This is a genomic window from Amycolatopsis sp. NPDC028719 (genome assembly GCF_055565395.1).
The window spans coordinates 3,872-21,880 of the sequence record NZ_JBVHUL010000008.1 but is presented as its reverse complement, the minus strand read 5'-3'; the positions used below and the strand labels follow the sequence as shown (position 1 = coordinate 21,880).

The 18,009-nt window shown below is 70.6% G+C and carries 17 protein-coding genes; 12 read left to right on the top strand and 5 right to left on the bottom strand.

The features are described 5' to 3' along the window. Positions 1-121: 121 nt before the first annotated feature. The gene (locus ACZ4TR_RS32890) at positions 122-1,327 is read left to right on the top strand and encodes a glycosyl hydrolase family 8 (protein ID WP_465291501.1); all 1,206 of its coding nucleotides are present in this window, start codon (positions 122-124) and stop codon (positions 1,325-1,327) included. A 350-nt stretch (positions 1,328-1,677) separates the two neighbouring features. Here the strand turns inward: ACZ4TR_RS32890 and ACZ4TR_RS32885 are convergent, their stop codons facing one another. Next, positions 1,678-2,664, bottom strand: a complete 987-nt coding sequence (locus ACZ4TR_RS32885) for a Gfo/Idh/MocA family protein (RefSeq protein WP_465291499.1) — start codon at positions 2,662-2,664, stop codon at positions 1,678-1,680. Positions 2,665-2,760: 96 nt separating this feature from the next. Between ACZ4TR_RS32885 and ACZ4TR_RS32880 the strand changes: the two genes are divergently transcribed. From ACZ4TR_RS32880 to ACZ4TR_RS32830, 11 genes are all read left to right on the top strand, one after another. Then, the gene (locus ACZ4TR_RS32880; protein ID WP_465291497.1) at positions 2,761-3,708 is read left to right on the top strand and encodes an ABC transporter substrate-binding protein; all 948 of its coding nucleotides are present in this window, start codon (positions 2,761-2,763) and stop codon (positions 3,706-3,708) included. Between the two features lies 1 nt (position 3,709). After that, positions 3,710-4,588 (top strand): amino acid ABC transporter permease, encoded by an 879-nt coding sequence (locus ACZ4TR_RS32875; protein ID WP_465291996.1) that lies wholly within the window; start codon positions 3,710-3,712, stop codon positions 4,586-4,588. Next, positions 4,581-5,348: an amino acid ABC transporter ATP-binding protein gene (locus ACZ4TR_RS32870; RefSeq protein ID WP_364515076.1), complete on the top strand. Its 768-nt coding sequence runs from the start codon at positions 4,581-4,583 to the stop codon at positions 5,346-5,348. Before ACZ4TR_RS32875 ends, ACZ4TR_RS32870 begins: the two co-directional genes overlap by 8 nt. Further along, positions 5,345-7,063 (top strand): aminotransferase class V-fold PLP-dependent enzyme, encoded by a 1,719-nt coding sequence (locus ACZ4TR_RS32865; RefSeq protein WP_465291495.1) that lies wholly within the window; start codon positions 5,345-5,347, stop codon positions 7,061-7,063. The genes ACZ4TR_RS32870 and ACZ4TR_RS32865 overlap by 4 nt, the downstream gene beginning before the upstream one ends. Positions 7,064-7,107: 44 nt before the next feature. Beyond that, positions 7,108-7,485 (top strand): effector-associated constant component EACC1, encoded by a 378-nt coding sequence (locus ACZ4TR_RS32860; RefSeq protein ID WP_465291494.1) that lies wholly within the window; start codon positions 7,108-7,110, stop codon positions 7,483-7,485. 230 nt (positions 7,486-7,715) lie between these two features. After that, complete coding sequence (locus ACZ4TR_RS32855; protein ID WP_465291994.1) at positions 7,716-9,266, top strand: alpha/beta hydrolase; 1,551 nt, start codon at positions 7,716-7,718, stop codon at positions 9,264-9,266. Between the two features lie 157 nt (positions 9,267-9,423). Then, on the top strand, positions 9,424-10,332 hold the full coding sequence (locus ACZ4TR_RS32850; protein WP_465291492.1) for an ABC transporter ATP-binding protein: 909 nt from the start codon (positions 9,424-9,426) through the stop codon (positions 10,330-10,332). Further along, positions 10,329-11,060, top strand: coding sequence for an ABC transporter permease (locus ACZ4TR_RS32845; protein ID WP_364528765.1), 732 nt, complete (start codon positions 10,329-10,331; stop codon positions 11,058-11,060). Before ACZ4TR_RS32850 ends, ACZ4TR_RS32845 begins: the two co-directional genes overlap by 4 nt. 57 nt (positions 11,061-11,117) lie before the next feature. Continuing rightward, positions 11,118-11,738 (top strand): hypothetical protein, encoded by a 621-nt coding sequence (locus ACZ4TR_RS32840; protein ID WP_465291491.1) that lies wholly within the window; start codon positions 11,118-11,120, stop codon positions 11,736-11,738. Then, complete coding sequence (locus tag ACZ4TR_RS32835) at positions 11,735-12,046, top strand: winged helix-turn-helix domain-containing protein (protein ID WP_013223409.1); 312 nt, start codon at positions 11,735-11,737, stop codon at positions 12,044-12,046. The genes ACZ4TR_RS32840 and ACZ4TR_RS32835 overlap by 4 nt, the downstream gene beginning before the upstream one ends. Position 12,047: 1 nt before the next feature. Next, positions 12,048-13,358 carry a DNA polymerase IV gene (locus tag ACZ4TR_RS32830; protein ID WP_465291489.1) on the top strand — a complete coding sequence of 437 codons (1,311 nt, stop codon included), beginning with the start codon at positions 12,048-12,050 and terminating at the stop codon, positions 13,356-13,358. A gap of 58 nt (positions 13,359-13,416) precedes the next feature. Here ACZ4TR_RS32830 and ACZ4TR_RS32825 read toward each other — a convergent pair whose 3' ends face one another. The 4 genes from ACZ4TR_RS32825 to ACZ4TR_RS32810 form a co-directional block, all read right to left on the bottom strand. Further along, entirely contained in the window at positions 13,417-14,499 is a 1,083-nt protein-coding gene (locus ACZ4TR_RS32825; protein WP_465291488.1) for a glycoside hydrolase family 88 protein, read from the bottom strand. 134 nt (positions 14,500-14,633) lie between these two features. Then, on the bottom strand, positions 14,634-15,320 hold the full coding sequence (locus ACZ4TR_RS32820; protein ID WP_465291486.1) for a FadR/GntR family transcriptional regulator: 687 nt from the start codon (positions 15,318-15,320) through the stop codon (positions 14,634-14,636). A 2-nt stretch (positions 15,321-15,322) separates the two neighbouring features. After that, a complete protein-coding gene (locus ACZ4TR_RS32815; protein ID WP_364528780.1) occupies positions 15,323-16,354 on the bottom strand; it encodes an ABC transporter permease in 1,032 nt (343 codons plus the stop codon). Further along, the gene (locus ACZ4TR_RS32810) at positions 16,351-17,889 is read right to left on the bottom strand and encodes a sugar ABC transporter ATP-binding protein (RefSeq protein ID WP_465291484.1); all 1,539 of its coding nucleotides are present in this window, start codon (positions 17,887-17,889) and stop codon (positions 16,351-16,353) included. Before ACZ4TR_RS32810 ends, ACZ4TR_RS32815 begins: the two co-directional genes overlap by 4 nt. Positions 17,890-18,009 lie beyond the last annotated feature (120 nt).

Here is an 18,009-nt window from a genome sequence, read left to right as displayed (position 1 = left end):
GACGGTCGTGAGGCCACTCACGGTTATTGTAAGGAAAGTTTCCTAACGGCCTTGACCTGGTCTTGAACCGTCTGTCACGCTCTGAACCGCCATCGCCGCAGCCAACGATGTCGGAGGATTCATGAAGAAGATCGTCCGGGCGGTGGTGGCCACGGCCGCCCTGGCCGCCGGGCTGCTGAGCGTGCCCACCACCGCGTCCGCGGCCGGTACCCCGTACGTGCCGGGGACGCTGCGGCCGTCCGTCTCGCAGGCCACACAGGACCAGGCGCTCCAGAAGTACTACGACTTCTGGAAGAAGAACTTCCTGACGACCAAGTGCGGCAGCGGCACCTACGCGGTGCTGTCCAAGGACGCCGACCACTCCTTCGTCGCCGAGGGCGAGGGGTACGGCATGACGATCTCGGCGATGATGGCCGAGAAGGACCCGCAGGCCCGCGCGATCGTCGACGGGATCCTGAAGTTCGTGAAGGCGCACCCGTCGGTCAACAACAAGGACCTGCACGCGGCCGAGCAGGATTCGAACTGCAAGAGCGTCAACGGCAGCGACTCTGCCACCGACGGCGACCTCGAAATCGCGTACGGCCTGCTGATCGCGGACCGGAAGTGGGGCAGCACCGGCTCGGTGAACTACAAGGCCGAGGCCGTCCGGATCATCAACGCGATCAAGAGGTCCGAGGTCAACGGCACCACGAAGTTCACGCTGCTGGGTGACTGGGGCAACGACGCGGAGTACAAGAACAGCTCGCGTTCGTCCGACTGGATGCCCGGGCACCTGCGGGCGTTCGCCGCGGCGACCGGCGACAGCTTCTGGACGTCGGTCCGCACCCGCTCGGAGACGGCGGTGAGCCAGCTCCAGTCGTCGTACGCGCCGAACACGGGTTTGCTGCCGGACTTCGTCGTCAACACGAATTCGACGCCGAAGCCGGCGCCGGCGGAGTTCCTCGAGGGCCCGTACGACGGCAAGTACAGCTGGAACGCCTGCCGCGACCCGTGGCGCCTGGGCGCGGACGCGATCTCTTTCCCCGGAAGCGCGGCCGGGGCGCAGGTCCGCAAGATGAACGCGTGGATCAAGTCCGCGACGGGTGGTGACCCGGCGAAGATCCAGAGCGGCTACTCGCTGTCGGGCACGAAGACCGAGAGCGGTCAGCACCCGTGCTTCACCGCCCCGTTCGCGGTGGCGGCGATGACGGACGCGGGCAGCCAGGCGTGGCTCGACAAGCTGTGGACGGCGGTCTCGTCGTGGACCCCGGACTCGACGGACTACTACGGGACCGGCATCACGGTCCAGGTACTGCTGATCCTGTCCGGCAACTACGTGGCGGCGTAGGGGGCGCAAGTCCGTGAATGTCGCATTGAGGGACTTCAAGTCCCTCAATGCGACATTCACGGCTTTGGACCCCCCCGCCGAAATGGGGCGCGGGTGAGGCGCCATGACCGGTAGCCCGCGCGGTGTCGAGGAGCTGACCCGCGCCCTCGACGCGGGCCGCCGGTCGCGGCTCTTCGAGCGCCCCAGAACTGTCGGTGGCTTGCGCTAGCGTGGAGAACGGGGGCTGCTCAGTCGAATCCGCGATCGATCGAGTCTGGGCAAGGTCTCGCCGCTGACCGCCCCTGCGTCGGAAAGCCGCGCGCTTGGCGGGGCCTCGACCTGCTCGGCTTCGCCCTCGCCGACGTGCGGGCTCAGCTGGGTTCGCGCAGCGGCAGTCCTGCGGCGCGGTAGATCTCGTCGATCACGGTCATCGTCTCGATCGCGTCGGCCGGGGAGGTCTTCACGGGTTCGCCTCGCAGAGCCGCCGCCGCGAACGCGTCCAGCTGATACGCATACGTTGCCCGGCGGGGGAACTTCTCCGTGCGCCGCTCGCCGCCGATGCGGACCGAGAACCGGTGGTACGCCTGCGGCATCAGCGGGTTGACCACGCTGATCGACCCGCGCGACCCGATCACCTTCGCGCTGATCTTCAGCAGCGACGACGACCACATCGAGCACTCCACCCGGCCCGTGTGGCCCGACGGGAACTTCAGCTCCGCGGTCATGGCCCGGTCGACGCGGGACGAACGCAGTTTCGCGGAAGCCGAAACCACCGAAGGGGTCTCGCCGCCGCCGAACGTCCGGGCCATGTGGACCGCGTAGCAGCCCGCGTCCATCGTCGCGCCGCCCGCCAATGCGTAGTCGTAGCGGATGTCCGAGAACTTCGGCAGCGGGAAGCTCAACGCCGTCTCGACGCGCTCGAGCGTCCCCAGCTCACCCGACGCCACGAGCTCCTCCACCCGCAGCGCCAGCGGGTGGTAGCGGTAGTGGAACGCCTCCATCACGACGCGGCCGGAAGCCTCGGCCACCCGGGCGATCTCGCGCGCCTCCGCCGCGTTGGCCGTGAACGGCTTCTCGCACAGCACGTGCTTGCCCGCCTCCAGCGCCGCCCGGGTCCACCGGCCGTGGAGGCCGTTCGGCAGCGGGTTGTAGACCGCGTCGACGTCCGGATCGGCGAGCAGCGCTTCGTAGGACGAGTGCGTCCGCGGGATGCCGTGCCGGGTCGCAAACGTTTGCGCGCGCTCGAGGGAACGCGCCGCGATCGCCACGACGTCCACTTCGGAGCTGGAAGAAGCGGGCTTGACCAGGGCAGCGGGGGCGATGCGGGCCGCCCCGAGGATGCCGATCCGCAGGCTCATGCGCGCAAGCTAGCACCGGCTCGGATTTCAACAGGGAGTTGACCTCTTCAACAACGAGTTGTACCGTTCCCGCCAGCCGAACAGTGGAGGTCCGTTATGTCCCGTTCCCGTGCCGCACAGGCAGTGCTGCTCGCGAGCCTGGCCGTCCTGGTGACGGCCTGTGGTGGTGGTCCGGACGGCGCCGGCGGGACGTCGCAGGCCGCCGGCGCGCCCGCGTCCGGGATCCCGGACACCGCGGCCATCGTCCAGGGCGTGCAGAAGGACGCCCAGCTCAACGCCGCCCTGCCGGACAACGTCAAGCAGGCGGGCCTGCACCTGGCGTCGAACCTGCAGTCCGCGCCCAACAACTTCTACGCCGCCGACGGCAAGACCCCGATCGGCTACGAGGTCGACCTCGCCAAGGCGATCGCCGCCAAGCTCGGCGTCACCGTGTCCCACCAGGACATGGCGTTCGGCTCGCTCATCACCAGCCTCCAGTCCGGCCGCATCGACCTGACCATGGCCGGCATGAACGACACCAAGGCCCGCCAGGCGCAGATCGACTTCGTCGACTACTTCACCTCGGGCATCACGATCATGATCCGCAAGGGCAACCCGGACGGCATCACCGGACCGGACGCGCTCTGCGGCAAGAACGTCGCCGTCGTGCAGGGCACCAGCCACCAGAAGTTCGCCGAGGCGCAGAGCACCAAGTGCACGCAGGCCGGCAAGCCCGCGGTCACCGTCACCGCGACCGACAGCGACAACCAGAACCAGAACCAGCTGCGCACCGGCCGCGTCGCGGCGATCCTCAACGACCTGCCCAGCGCCGTCTACATCTCCCGGACCGCCGGCGACGGCAAGTTCTTCGAGGTCGTCCCCGGCGAGCCGATCGAGGGCGGCCCGTACGGCATCGGCGTCAACAAGCAGAACCAGCCCCTGCGCGACGCCGTCCAGAAGGCGCTGCAGGCCCTGATCACCGACGGCACCTACGGCAAGATCCTGCAGGCCTGGGGCGTCGAGCAGGGCGCGATCAAGGAGGCCGCGGTCAATGGTGGATCGTGAGGTGGCGGCTCCTGAACCGCTGCCGATCGTCCGGCTGAGGCACTGGGGACGCTGGGTCGCCGCCGCGATCATCCTGGCCCTGCTGGTGCTGCTGGGCATCGCCCTCGGCAACGCGCAGATCGCGTGGAGCCAGGTCCCGGACTTCGTCTTCTTCAAGGTGATGGCGACCGGCCTGCTCAACACGGTCGTGCTGGCCGTGCTGTCGCAGGGCGTCGCGATCGTGCTGGGCGTCGTCGTCGCCCTGCTGCGGCGCAGCGCCAACCCGGTCGCCCGGTGGTTCGCCGCCGGTTACATCTGGATCTTCCGCGGCCTGCCGGTGCTGTTGCAGATCCTCCTCTGGTACAACCTGGCGCTCGTCTTCCCGGTCATCGACATCCCGTTCCTGGTCCACGAGCAGACGAACGTGCTGATCAGCGCGTTCACCGCCGCGTTCCTCGGCCTGGCGCTCAACGAGAGCGCGTACATGGCCGAGATCGTCCGGGCCGGGCTGAACAGCGTCGACAGCGGGCAGACCGAAGCGGCGAAGTCGATCGGCATGACGCCGGCCGCGACGCTGCGCCGGGTCGTGCTGCCGCAGGCGATGCGCGTGATCATCCCGCCGACCGGCAACGACTTCATCAACATGCTCAAGGGCACCTCGATGGCGTCGGTGATCGGCGTGACCGAGCTGATCCACGCGGCCAACAACATCTCGTCGAACAACCTGCTGGTCATGGAGACGCTGCTGGCCGCGGCCGTCTGGTACATGGTCGTGGTGACCGTCGCCGGGGTCGGCCAGCACTACCTGGAACGTTCGTTCGGGCAGGCCGACCGGGGGCCGCTCGCCCGCGCCGGAAAAGCCCTGCGCGGCGTACCGCTGGTGAGGAGTGCCCGTGTCTGAGCCGCTGCTGCGCGCCGTCGGCGTCAAGAAGTCCTACGGGCACACCGAAGTCCTCGGCGGCATCGACCTCGAAGTCCACAAGGGACAGGTCGTCTGCCTGCTCGGCCCGTCCGGCGCCGGGAAGAGCACGTTCCTGCGCTGCATCAACCACCTCGAGACGATCGACGCCGGCCAGATCTGGGTCGACGGCGAGGCGATCGGCTTCCGGCAGCGCGGCGGCAAGCTGTACGAGCTGCGCGAACGCGACGTCGCCCGCCAGCGCCGGGACATCGGCATGGTGTTCCAGCGGTTCAACCTGTTCGCGCACCGGACGGCGCTGGAGAACGTCGTCGAGGGGCCGATCCGGGTGCTCGGCCTCAAGCCGGACGAAGCCCGCAAGCAGGGGCTGGAGCTGCTGGACCGCGTCGGCCTCGGGCACCGCGGCGACGCCTACCCGGCGCAGCTGTCCGGCGGGCAGCAGCAGCGCGTCGCGATCGCGCGGTCGCTGGCGATGAAACCGAAGCTGATGCTGTTCGACGAGCCGACGTCGGCGCTGGACCCCGAGCTGGTCGGGGAGGTGCTGGAAGTGATGAGTACGTTGGCGGGGGAGGGGATGACGATGGTCGTCGTGACGCACGAGATGAGCTTCGCCGCGGAAGCCGCCGACGAGGTGGTGTTCCTGGCCGACGGCGCGGTCGTCGAGACCGGGCCGCCGTCGGAGGTGCTGAGCGCGCCGAAGCACGAGCGCACCCGGCAGTTCCTGGCGAGGATCCTCGCGTGACGCGGATTTCGCCCCGGTACCTGCTCCAGTTCGACGAGCCCGCCGGCTACCTCGACTTCGCCCGGTTCGGCCCGCCGTCGCACGCGGTGCTCGACACGACGGCCGCCCTGCTCGACCAGGCCACCACGGCCGGTCCGTCCACTGTGGACGAGCTGATGCGGCAGGAGATCCGCGCCAAGGCGGCCGCCGCGCGGCTGTCCGGCTCGGACACCGACCACACCGTCCTGCTGCCCAACACCAGCCTCGGGTTGTTCCAGGCCGCGTTCCACAGCAGCGGTGACGTCCTGGTGTCGGCCGCCGAGTTCCCCGCCAACACCTACCCGTGGGCACGGGCCGAACAGGCCGGCCGGCTGCGCGTACGGCGTCTGACCGGCGGTTACGTGACGCCTTCGCGGGTCGCCGAGGCCCTGACCCCGGAGATCACGACGGTCACCGTCAGCGCGGTCGACTTCCGCACCGGCTTCCGCGCCGACCTCGCGGCGCTGCGCGACGTCGTCGGCGACCGGCTGCTGGTCGTCGACGGCATCCAGGGCTTCGGCGTGGTCGAGGAACCGTGGGAGGTCGCCGATGTCCTGGTCGTCGGCGGGCAGAAGTGGCTGCGCGCGGGCTGGGGCACCGGCTTCGCGGTGCTGTCCGACCGCGCCTTGGAGCGGATGGATCCGGTGCTGTCGGGCTGGACCGGCGCCCGCGACCCGGGCCTGTTCGACGACGAGATCCACCCGCCCGACGCCACCGCCCAGGCCTGGTCGATTTCGAACCTCAGCCCGATCACGTCCGGCGCGTTCGCCGAAGCCCTGGAACTGGTCGAGGACGCGGGCGTCGGCGCCATCGCGGCGCGGATCGCCGAGCGGATCGCATCCTTCGAGGAGGTGCTGGCGTCCTGCGGCGCCGAGGTCGTGTCGGCTACCGAACGGCGCGCGGGAATCCTGGCGTTCACGCTGCCCGGCCACCCGGCCGAGCAGGTCGGCGCGGCGCTGGCCACCGCCGGGATCGCGGCGACCGTGCGGCCCGAGCACGTCCGGTTGTCACCGCACGCGTCGACTCCGGCGGCGGCCGCGGACCTGCTGCGTGAGGCGTTGGAGACGCTGACCAAGCCGCGGGAACCGCTGGCCGTCCCGGCGGCCGGCGCGACCACGCACGAGGTGCTGACCGCGCTGGTGCCGGCGATCCCGGGGCTCGCCGCGATGCTCGGGCCGGGCAACGAGGTGCTGCTGCACGACCTCAGCCGGCTGCCGGACTCGATCGTCGCGATCGCGGGCGACCTCACCGGCCGCAGCGTCGGCGGGCCGATGACCGACCTGCTGCTCGGCCTGGTCCGCCGCGGCACGACCCAGGACCTGACGAACTACCGCACGCACGGCCCGGACGGCCGCGCGATCCGTTCGTCGACGCTGTTCCTGCGCGACGCGGACGGGGTCGCGGTCGGCTGCCTGTGCGTCAACAGCGTGGACGCGTCGGCATCGGCGGGCGGCAACGGCGAGCCGGAGACTTTCCCACCGGACGTCGACAGCCTGCAGCGGTTCCTCGTCGACCGCGCGGTGACCAAGGCCGGGATCCCGGTGGACCTCATGAAGAAGCGGCACAAGGCGGCGGTGGTCCGGGAGCTCGACGAAGCCGGTTATTTCCTCATCAAGGACGCGGTCGACCACCTGGCCGGGCGCCTCGACGTCACGCGCTACACGATCTACAACTACCTCAACGAGATCCGTGCCTGATCGGGGCCTTGCCCACGCTCGTTCCGGAGCGCACCATGGCGCGCATGACCGAACCGGACACGCGGCGGGCGGTGCTTCGCCTCGAAGCGGCGGACGCCGACGCGGAGGAGCTCGACCGGCTCGCCCGGCGCCTGCGTGCGGAGCTGGGTGAGCTCGACGTCGAGCTGCGGTCGGTACCGGGTGAGCTGCCGGACGGCGCGAAGGCGGCCGACCCGGTGACGGTCGGCTCGCTGCTGGTGGCGTTCAGCGCGGCGGGCGGCGTGTTCCCCGGCCTGGTCGAGACGCTGCGCGAGTGGCTGGGCCGCCAAGCGGGCCGCCACAAGATCACGATGACGATCGACGGCGACACGGTCGAGCTGGAGCGGGCGACCTCGGCCGAGCGGCAGCAGCTGATCGAGGCGTTCGTCCAGCGGCACGGCTGATCGGCCACGGACCGGCCGCACCGTCCACACCGGACGGTGCCGGTCCGGCCGGGCGGCACCGCCGGTCCGGCGTATCCGATTTCCGCCTTTCGTAGGGCATTCGCGGTCACCCTCCCCGTTTGCGGTCCCCGGAGGCCGCCGGCGGGTCTAGGGTTCAGCCGCTCGAAGCCGTAGCCGAAAGGGAGAAAACAGTGAGACGTGCCATTTCTTCCGTGGTGACCGTCGCCGCGGTGGTCGCCGCCGCGGTGGCGTCCGCGCTCGTGGCCGTGCCGGTCGCGTCCGCGGCGCCCGCACCGGCGGCCGGGACGATCGCCTGGGGGCCGTGTACCGATCCCACGCTCGTCACCGCCGGCGCCGAATGCGGGTACCTGGGGGTGCCGCTCGACTACTCGAAGCCCCGCGGCGAGCAGGTCCAGCTCGCCGTCAGCCGCGTCAAGCACAAGGTCGCCGACGCGCAGTACCAGGGCGTCATGCTGACCAACCCGGGTGGCCCCGGCGGCTCCGGCCTGCTGCTGGCGACGCGCGGTCCGCGCGTCCCGAACCACGCCGGCGACGCCTACGACTGGATCGGCTTCGACCCGCGCGGCGTCGGCGCGAGCAAGCCCGCGCTGAGCTGCGACCCGAACTACATGGACTACGACCGGCCGCAGTACGTGCCCTTGACCCCGCAGCTCGAGCGGACCTGGCTCGGCCGCGCCAAGGGCTACGCCGACGCGTGCGCGAAGAACAACTCGAAGGCCCTGCTGGAGAACATGAAGACGACCGACACGGTCAAGGACATGGACTCCCTCCGGAAGGCGCTCGGCCAGAAGCAGCTGAACTTCTACGGCTACTCCTACGGCACCTACCTCGGCCAGGTGTACGGCTCGCTGTACCCGCAGAACGTGCGCCGGATGGTGCTCGACTCGACGGTCGACCCGCGCGGTGTCTGGTACGGCGACAACCTGAACCAGGACGTCGCGTTCGACAAGAACATCCTCATCTGGTTCGGCTGGCTCGCCCAGCACGACGACGTCTACCACCTCGGCAAGACGCAGTCCGCGGTGCAGCGCGTGGTCAACGAGCAGCTGCTCAAGGCGCAGTTCAACCCGGCGGGCGGCGTGATCGGCCCGGACGAGATCCTCGACGTCATCCAGCAGGCGTCGTACTACCAGCTGCGCTGGACGCTGCTGGGCGACGCGCTTTCGCGGTTCGTCAACCAGGGCGACTGGCAGAACTGGCAGTCGCTGTTCGAGGCGTTCGGCGGCCGCGGTGACGACAACGGCTACGCGGTCTACCTGGCCGTCCAGTGCTCCGACGTGCAGTGGCCGCAGAGCTGGAACCAGTGGAAGATCGACAACTGGAAGACGTTCGCCAAGGCGCCGTACTTCACCTGGCAGAACGCCTGGTTCAACGCGCCGTGCCTGTACTGGCCGGCGAAGGCGGGCAAACCGGCGAAGATCGACGGGCGCGGCGTGCAGAGCGTGCTGATGATCGACGAGACCCTCGACGCGGCGACGCCGTACGAGGGCAGCCTCGAGGTCCGCAGCCGCTTCCCGGGCGCGTCGCTGATCGCCGAGCCGGGCGGCACGAGCCACGCGATCACCCCGCGCGGCAACGCGTGCGTCGACGACAAGATCGCGGACTACCTGGCGACGGGCGCCCTCCCGGCCCGCAAGCCGGGCCGCACGGCCGACGTCGAGTGCGCCCCGCTACCCCAGCCGACGCCCCCGGCGCCGACGGCGGCGAAGGCCGGCTTGAGTGCCACCCAGGGCCTGGTTGCCGGGCGGTTCACCGGCTGACCTGCGAAAATCCGTAACGGACGGGGTGCCGGGCGTGCTGCCCGGCACCCCGTTCTTCATGTTTTCAGCGCCGTGGGCTTTGAAGAGGCGGGGACTTTGTGTTACAAAGTTCGCAGCGACTTTGCGTTGCAAAGTCCACGAACGAAAGGAGAGCGCCATGACTGGGGGACCGGCGTTCGCGCTCCACGGCCTGACCAAACGGTTCGGGCCCGTCACCGCCGTCGGCGGGGTGTCCGTCGAGGTCGCGCGGGGTGAGGTCGTCGCGCTGCTCGGGCCGAACGGCGCGGGCAAGTCGACCACCGTCGACATGCTGCTGGGCCTGACCAAGCCGGACGCGGGGGAGGTCACCGTCGCCGGGGGCAGCCCGCGCGAGGCCGTCGACCGCGGGCTTCTCGGCGCCATGATGCAGAACGGCGCGCTGCTCGGGGACGCCACCGTCGGCGAGATCGTCGACCTCGTCGTCTCCACGCACGCGAAGCCGCTGCCCGCCGCCGAGGTGATCGCCCGGGCAGGCCTCGAAAAACTCGTCAAGCGCCGCTGCGGCAAGCTCTCGGGCGGGGAACGCCAGCGCGTCCGGTTCGCGCTCGCCCTGGCCGGCAACCCGGACCTGCTCGTCCTCGACGAGCCCACCGCCGCGATGGACGTCGACGGCAGGCGGGCGTTCTGGGCGGCCATCCGCGAGTTCGCCGCCACCGGCCGGACCGTGCTGTTCGCGACGCACTACCTCGCCGAGGCCGAGGACTACGCCGACCGCGTCGTGCTGCTGCGGCACGGCACCGTCGTCGCCGACGGCCCGGTCGCCGAGGTCCGGGCCGCAGTGTCCGGACGGGTGCTCAAGGCCGTCGTGCCGGACGCCACCGAGACCGACCTGGCGCGGCTGCCCGGCGTCACGACCGTCCAGCTGCGCGCCGGCCGCGCGGAGCTCGCCTGCGCCGACTCCGACGCCGCGATCCGCGCGTTGCTGGCGAAGTACCCGCACGCCGCCGATATCGAAATCACCGCGCTGGGCCTCGAAGAGGCCTTCCTGGCGCTCACCGCCGACGAGACCGAAGGGGCGGCCGCGTGAACACCACCTACCTGAGCCTGGAGATCAAGCGGATCGTCCGGAGCCCGCAGTTCACGATCTTCACCATCGGCATGCCGGTGGCCATGTTCCTGCTGTTCGGGTCGATCTTCGGCAAGCTCGTCGCGCCGAACGGCCTGCCCGCGGACGTCCAGACGATGATCAACCTCGCCGCGTACGGCGCCAGCGGCGGCGCCCTGTTCACCGGTACCCGCGTCGCGCAGGAACGCACCGACGGCTGGCAGCGCCAGCTGCGCCTGACGCCGATGCGCGGCCCCGGCTACCTCGTCGTCAAGGTCATCTCGGCGATGGCGGTCGCGCTGCCGGTGCTCGTGGTGGTGTTCGTCGCGGGCTTGGCGATGGGCGTGCAGATGAGCGCCGCGCAGTGGGGCCTGGTGCTGGTGTCGCTGTGGCTCGGCGTGCTCCCGTTCGCGGTGCTCGGCCTGGCCATCGGCCTGTTCGGCAAGGGCGACACGGTCGGCGCGGTCACCGGCGCGCTGATGATGCCGCTGGGCATGCTCGGCGGCCTGTGGATCCCGCTCTACGTCCTCCCGGACTGGATGGCGACGCTCGCGCACTTCTTCCCGACGTACTGGCTCGGCCGGCTCGGCCTCGAACCCCTGGCCCACGCCGGCGGGCTGGGGCTCGCGGTGCTGGTGCTCGCCGGGTGGCTGGTCGTGCCCGCGCTGGTGGTCGTGCGCCGGTTCCGGCTGGACACGGCCAGGCTGTGAATGCGTGTTAACTTCCGTGCAGCGATGCGGGGTCTGCACGGCAGGAGGGCGGGACAGGTGGACGACGAGCCGATGTCGGCGGAGGAGTCGCTGAACCTGATCGCCCAGCAGAACCGGCGGACCCGCCGGGAACTGGGCGGAGGCCCCGCGCGCATGCTCGCCGCGTGGGCCTTCGCCTGGATCGTGGGCTGGGGCTTCACGTACTTCGCGACGCGGACCGCGAGCGTGCCCGGCTGGCTCGGCGGGGTGGTCGTCGCGGTGCTGTTCGTCGCCGCGATGGTCTACACCGGCGTGGTCAGCGCGCGGGCCGGGCGCGGCATCCGCGGCCCGTCCAAGACCGTCGGCGCGATGTACGGCTACAGCTGGGCGCTCTCGTCCGTCGGGCTGACCGTGATCGACATCCGGATCACGCAGTTCGGCTCGCTGTCCTCCGACCAGGTGTCGCTGCTGTGGTCCGGGACCTGGCTGCTGCTGACCGGCGTGCTCTACCTCACCGGCGGGATGCTCTGGCAGGACAAGCTGATGTACGGCCTCGGCGCGTGGATGATCGTCTCCGCCGGGCTCAGCGTGCTGGTCGGCTTCCCGGCCAACTTCCTGGTGCTGGCGATCTGCGGCGGCGGCGGGTTCCTGCTCGGCGCGATCGTCTACTTCGCGCGCGAGAAGTCCGGGCGCCGATGAGCGAACTGCCCCAGCTCGACCCGGTCATCCACGCCCAGGCGCGGCTGCGGGTCACGGTCGCGCTCGCCGGGCTGCACACCGGCGACCAGATCACCTTCCCGCGCCTGCAGCAGCTCCTGGACATGACCGCCGGCAACCTCTCGACGCACCTGCGCAAGCTCGAAGACGCCGAGTACGTCGAGATCACCAAAGCCTACGAGCACCGCACGCCGGTCACCCTGGTCCGGCTGACCGCGGCCGGGCGCGCGGCGTTCGAGAGCTACACCAAGGCGCTGCACCAGCTGCTGGACGCCACCGGCGGGGACTGACGTGGCCCGCTGGGTCATCCACCTCGACCTGGACGCCTTCTACGCGTCGGCCGAGCAGCTCACCCGCCCGACGCTGGCGGGACGTCCCGTGCTCGTCGGCGGTACCGGGCCACGCGGCGTCGTCGCGGGCGCCAGCTACGAGTCCCGGGTGTTCGGCATCAAGTCGGCGATGCCGATGGCCCAGGCGCGGCGGCTGCTCCCGGCCAACGGCGTGATCGTACCGCCGCGGTTCCGCGTCTACGAGCGGCTCAGCCAGGAGGTCTTCGCCGTCGTCACGGCGGTGGCGCCGGTGCTGGAGAAAATCTCCCTGGACGAAGCGTTCGCCGAACCGCCTTCGCTCGTGGGTGCTTCGCTGGAAGAGGTGACTTCTTTCTGCGCTTCGCTGCGGTCACGGATCCGTGAGGAGACGGGCCTGGTGGCGTCGATCGGCGCGGGCAACGGCAAGCAGATCGCCAAGATCGCCTCCGACGAAGCCAAGCCGGACGGCCTGCTCGTGGTGCCGCAGGGGACCGAACGCGAGTTCCTCGCGCCGCTGCCGGTGCGCGCGCTGTGGGGGATCGGCCCGGTCGCCGAGGGGAAGCTGCGGTTCATCGGCGTCCAGACGCTCGGGCAGCTGGCGGCACTGTCCGAACAGGACGCGGTGGCCACGCTGGGCGGCGTCGTCGGCCGCGACCTGCGGCGGCTCGCGACCGGGTTCGACGACCGTCCGGTGGCCGACCGCGGCGAGACGAAGCAGGTCAGCGCCGAGACGACGTTCGACACCGACATCAAGGACCTGGCGACGCTGCGCGCGGAGGTGCGGCGGATCGCGGTGGGCGCGCACCGACGGCTGGTCAAGGCCGAGCGCGTGGCCCGCACGGTGGTGATCAAGCTGCGGCACACGGACATGCACACGGTGACCCGCTCGGAGACGATCTCGGCGCCCACGGACGACCTGGCCGAGCTGGCGGCGGTGGCGGAGCGGCTCCTGCTCGACCCGGCGGAGTTCGGCGGGATCCGCCTGGCCGGCGTCGCCTACAGCGGGCTGTCGGTGCCCCACCAGGACGCGCTGTTCTCCCTCGCCGTCCCGGAAACCCCGGCGTCGACGGTGGTCACCGCGGCCGCCCCGGCACCGGCCGCCGCCCCGTCGGAGTGGCGGCAGGGCGACGACGTGGTGCACGAGGAGTTCGGCACGGGCTGGGTCCAGGGCGCGGGCCACGGCCGCGTGACGGTCCGCTTCGAGCACCGCACTTCCGGCCCCGGCGCGGCCCGCACGTTCCCCCAGGACGACCCGGCCCTGACCCGCGGCGACCCCGGCGACTGCCTGAAGTGAAGCGCGCCACATTGGGTGCGTCTCACGCACCCAACGCCACATTGGGGCGCTTGGGGGGCTACTCGGCGGAGCAGCCCTGGAGCTTGGCGACTTCCTGGCCCGCCAGGAGGAACGCGCCGACGCCGTAGGCGGCGGTGTCGTCCGGACGAGCCGTCGCCGGGCGGTCGCCGACCGGCTGGACGTAGCCGACCAGACCGGAAGGCTGCAGGGCCTTCGTCGACAGCGCCGTCCACGCCTTGTCCACCACCGGGCGGAACCGTGACGCGGGAAGGACGCCCGCGCTGATGCCCCAGCCGATGCCGTACGTGAAGAACGCCGTGCCGCTCGTCTCCGGGCCGCCGTGGTCGAACGGGTTCAGCAGGTCGGAGTTCCAGAAGCCGTCACGACGCTGCAGCAGGGACAAGGAGAAGGCCATCTTCTTGTAGACCCGCAGGTATTCCGCGCGGTGCGGGTCGTCCGCGGGCAGGGCCTGCAGCACCTTCGTCAACGCCGCCAGGGCCCAGCCGTTGCCGCGCGACCAGAACACGCCCGAGCCGGTGAACCGCGCGTCGCGGTTCCACAGGCCGGCGAACTCGTTGAACAGCTTGTGTTCCGACGTCCGGAACAGCTGGTCCATCGCGTCCACATAGGACGGATCGTGGTCGATCACGCTCATCCGCGCGAACGACGGCATCGCCATGTTCAGCGCGTCGACGTAGTTCCAGTAGTCGCGGTGCCCGGCCTGCACCGACGCGACCTCGTCGCGGATTCGCGTGCGGATCGAATCGAGCGAGATCTCCGGGTGGAAGTACGTGTACAGGTCCAGGTACGCCTCGCCGGCGGCCTGGTTGTCGGGGAAGAACGGCCGCTTCGGGTCGAGCGGCAGCTGGTAGCCGTTGGCCTGGGCCCACGGGTACGTCTTGTGGTTGGACTGGCCGGTGGTCCGGACCAGCGCCAGGTTGCCGACGTGGAACGTCGCGTTCTGCCAGTCCGGGGCGTCCAGGTTCGTCCCGTTGGTCACCCAGTAGTTGCCCGCGGCGACCATCTGGTCGGAAACAGCGCACTCGGCGGGGGCCGCGAGAGCCGCCGGCGCTGTGAACAGCCCGCCGGCCACCGCCGCGGCCGCGAGCACGCCGAAACCACGAATACCCGGGAAACGCATGGAAGCGTCCTCCTCCACGATCAGTTGCGGGGGTCCGGGTGGCGGAGCCCCCGGCCGGGGCGAAGCCCCCTAATGTTTCAGCACGTCATGGCGGCGGTCATCCGCAGCGAGTGAAGCGCTTCCCGCTGGGCGTGTCAAGGTGCCGGTGAGCGGTACGGCGCAACGGTTTCCAGCAACCGGCGCGACGCGGACTCGGCCCCGTCGGCGTTCTTCGCCAGCACCAGCGTGAGCACGCGGGAGTGCGCGACGAGCGTGTTGCCCTCGGGCAGTTCCATCGGCTCGCCGTGCGCCCGCAGCGCCGCCACGACCGGGACCTGCAGCTGCGCGATCAACGCGTTGCCGGACGCGCGGATCAGCGCCGCGTGGAACCGGCAGTCGGCCTCCCGGAACGCCGCGGTGTCGGCGCGCTCGACGGCGTCCGCCATCAGCTCGTAGGCCGCGGCCATCACCGAAAGCTCGTCGGGACGCCGGTGCTGCGCGGCCATCCGCGCGGCCTGCGGCTCGATCGTCAGCCGTAGTTCCAGCAGCTCGCGCAGGTGCTCGCGGCCGTCGGGACCGTTGACGCGCCACGCGATGACGTCCGGGTCGATCGCGTCCCAGGCCGCGGGCGGCAGCGTCCACGTGCCGACCCGCGGGCGCGCCGTGACCATGCCCTTGGACTCCAGCACGCGCAGCGCCTCGCGGACCACCGTCCGGGACGCGGAGAACCGCCGGCCGAGCTCCTCGGGGACGAGCGGCTGCCCGTCCCCGAGGACTCCTTCGACGATGAGCCTGCCCAGTTCGTCCACTATCCGGGCGTGGAGGTTCCGCGGCGCGCCCACCGCTACTCGGGCAGGCCGACGCGGCGCTCTCCGCTGCGCAGCTGCTGCAGCACGACCGCGATCACGAGCAGGGCGCCGTGGGCGACGTTCTGCCAGAACGGGTTGATGCCCAGCCCGGACATGCCGTTGTCGAGCACGCCCAGGATGATCACCGCGAGCACCGTGGAGATGATCGACCCGCGGCCGCCCTTGAGCATCGTGCCGCCGAGCGCCGCGCCGGTGACGGCCTGCAGCTCCAGGCCTTCGGACCCGGACACCGGCTGGCCGGAGCCGGTGCGCGCGGTGATCAGCACGCCCGCGACCGCCGCGACCACGCCGGCCAGCGCGTACACGCCGATGATGTACCGGTTGATGTTGATGCCGGCCAGCCGCGCGGCGGTGTCGTTGCCGCCGATGGCGTAGACGTTGCGGCCGATGTCGGTGTACTTCAGCAGGAAGTGCAGCAGCGCCGCGACGATGAGGAACACCCACACCAGCGCCGGCAGGCCCGCGATCGCGCCCTTGGCCAGGAAGATGAACAGGTCGTCGCCGCCGGTGTAGCCCTGCGACTTGCCGTCCGAGATGACCTGCGCGACACCCTTGTAGGTGGCGAGCATGGCCAGCGTCGCGACCACCGGGTTGACCCGGCCGAAGATGATGATCATGCCGTTGATCAGGCCGCACAGGATGCCGATGCCGACCGCGGCGAGGATCCCGACCTCGGCGTTGCCGGTCGAGGTGAACACCATCGCCGAGACGACCGAGGCGAGCCCGGCCATCGAGCCGACCGAGATGTCCAGCGCGCCCAGGATGATCACCAGGGTCTGGACCAGGGCCAGCAGCCCCATGATGGTGATCGCGCTGCCGATCAGCAGCAGGTTGTTGGTGCGGAAGAAGTTTTCGTTCAGCACCGACAGCAGGATCACCAGCGCGATGAGCGTGATGATCAGGCTGGAGTTCTGCACGCCGATGCCGGTGAGCACGCGGCGGAACACGGACGGCTGCTGCGGCGCTCCGGGATCTTGAGTGGCTTTCTCCTGCGTGGGCGTACTCATGCGCCGATCTCCTGCTGCTCTTCTACGGCTGGTTCGGTTTCGGGGATGGCGAGGGTCAGCACGGCTTCCTCGGTCGCTTCTTCGCGGCTGATCTCGCCGGCCAGGCGCCCGGCGCGCATCACGAGGATGCGGTCGGCCAGCGTCAGCACCTCGGGCAGGTCGGACGAGATGACCAGCAGCGCGATGCCTTCCGCGGCGAGGCCGTCGATGATCCGGTAGATCTCCGCTTTCGCGCCGACGTCGACGCCACGGGTCGGCTCGTCGAGGATCAGCAGCTTCGGCCGCCGCGCGAGCCAGCGCGCGAGGACGGCCTTCTGCTGGTTGCCGCCGGACAGCTTGCGGACTTCCTGCTCCATCGACGGCGTCCGCACGCGAAGCTCGCGTACGTACTCCTCGACGAGCGCGCGTTCCTTCGCGCGCTTCACGACGCGGAAGCGGCGAAGGCGGTCCAGCACCGAGATGGAGATGTTGTCGCGGACGGACCGCTGCATGAGCAACGCGTCCGTCTTGCGCTCTTCGGGCGCGAAGCCGATGCCTGCTTTGACGGCGTCACCCGGGTTGTGCGCGCGCAGCCGTTTCCCGTCGAGCTCGACGGTGCCCGACCGGATCGGCAGGTCGGCGACGATCGCCCGGGCCAGCTCGGAGCGTCCGGCGCCGACCAGCCCGGCCAGGCAGACGACCTCGCCCGCCCGGACCTCCAGGGAGATGCCGGTGACGTCGTCGGTCGTGACGTCGTCGAGCTTCAGCACGACGTTGCCGGTCTCCTGGGTGACGCGGCGTTCGAGCGCCGAGAGGTCGCGGCCGATCATCATCCGGACCAGGCTCGGCTCGTCGGTCTCCGCGGCTTGCTGGACGCCGACGAGCTTGCCGTCGCGCAGCACCGCGACGCGGTCGGCGAGCCGGAAGATCTCCTTCATCCGGTGCGAGACGTAGACGACGGCGACCCCGTTGTCGCGCAGCCGCCCGATCAGCCGGAACAGCGCGTCCACCTCGTGCTCGGACAGCGACGACGTCGGCTCGTCGAAGGCGATCACCTTCGGCGGGGTGGCCGCGGTGAGCACGCGCAGGATCTCGACGATCTGGCGCTGGGCGGCCGACAGCGCGACCCCGAGCGTCGCCGGGTTGAGCACGCCTTCGAAGCCGTACTCGGCGAGCGCGTCCTGCGTGGCCTTCAGGAGCGTGCGGCGGTTGAAGACCCGCGCCTTGGCGGGGAGTTCGCCGACGAAGACGTTCTCCGCCACCGAAACGTGCGGGATGATCTCGGGTTCCTGGTAGATCACGCGGACCCCGGCGGCCATCGCCGCGCGCGGGGTGTCGAAGGTGATCTCGGTGCCGTCCAGGAGGAGCCGGCCGTCGTCGGGGCCCTGGTCGCCGGAGAGGACGCGCAGCAGCGTCGACTTCCCGGCGCCGTTCTCGCCCATCAGCGCGAGCACCTCACCGGAGCGGATCTCCAGCGAGACGTCGTCGAGGGCGGTGACCCCGGAGAAGCGCTTGCCGATGCCCTCGACGGCGAGTGCGGGAGCAGAGCTGGACATGGTCGCCTTCCGTACGGCGGTCGTGGGGGGGGTGGGTGGTGGGGGAGCAAACCAAAAACCACAAAAGGAAGGGGGGGGGGGGAGGGGAGGTGGGCTGTCTTTGTGTGTTCTTTCTTGCGG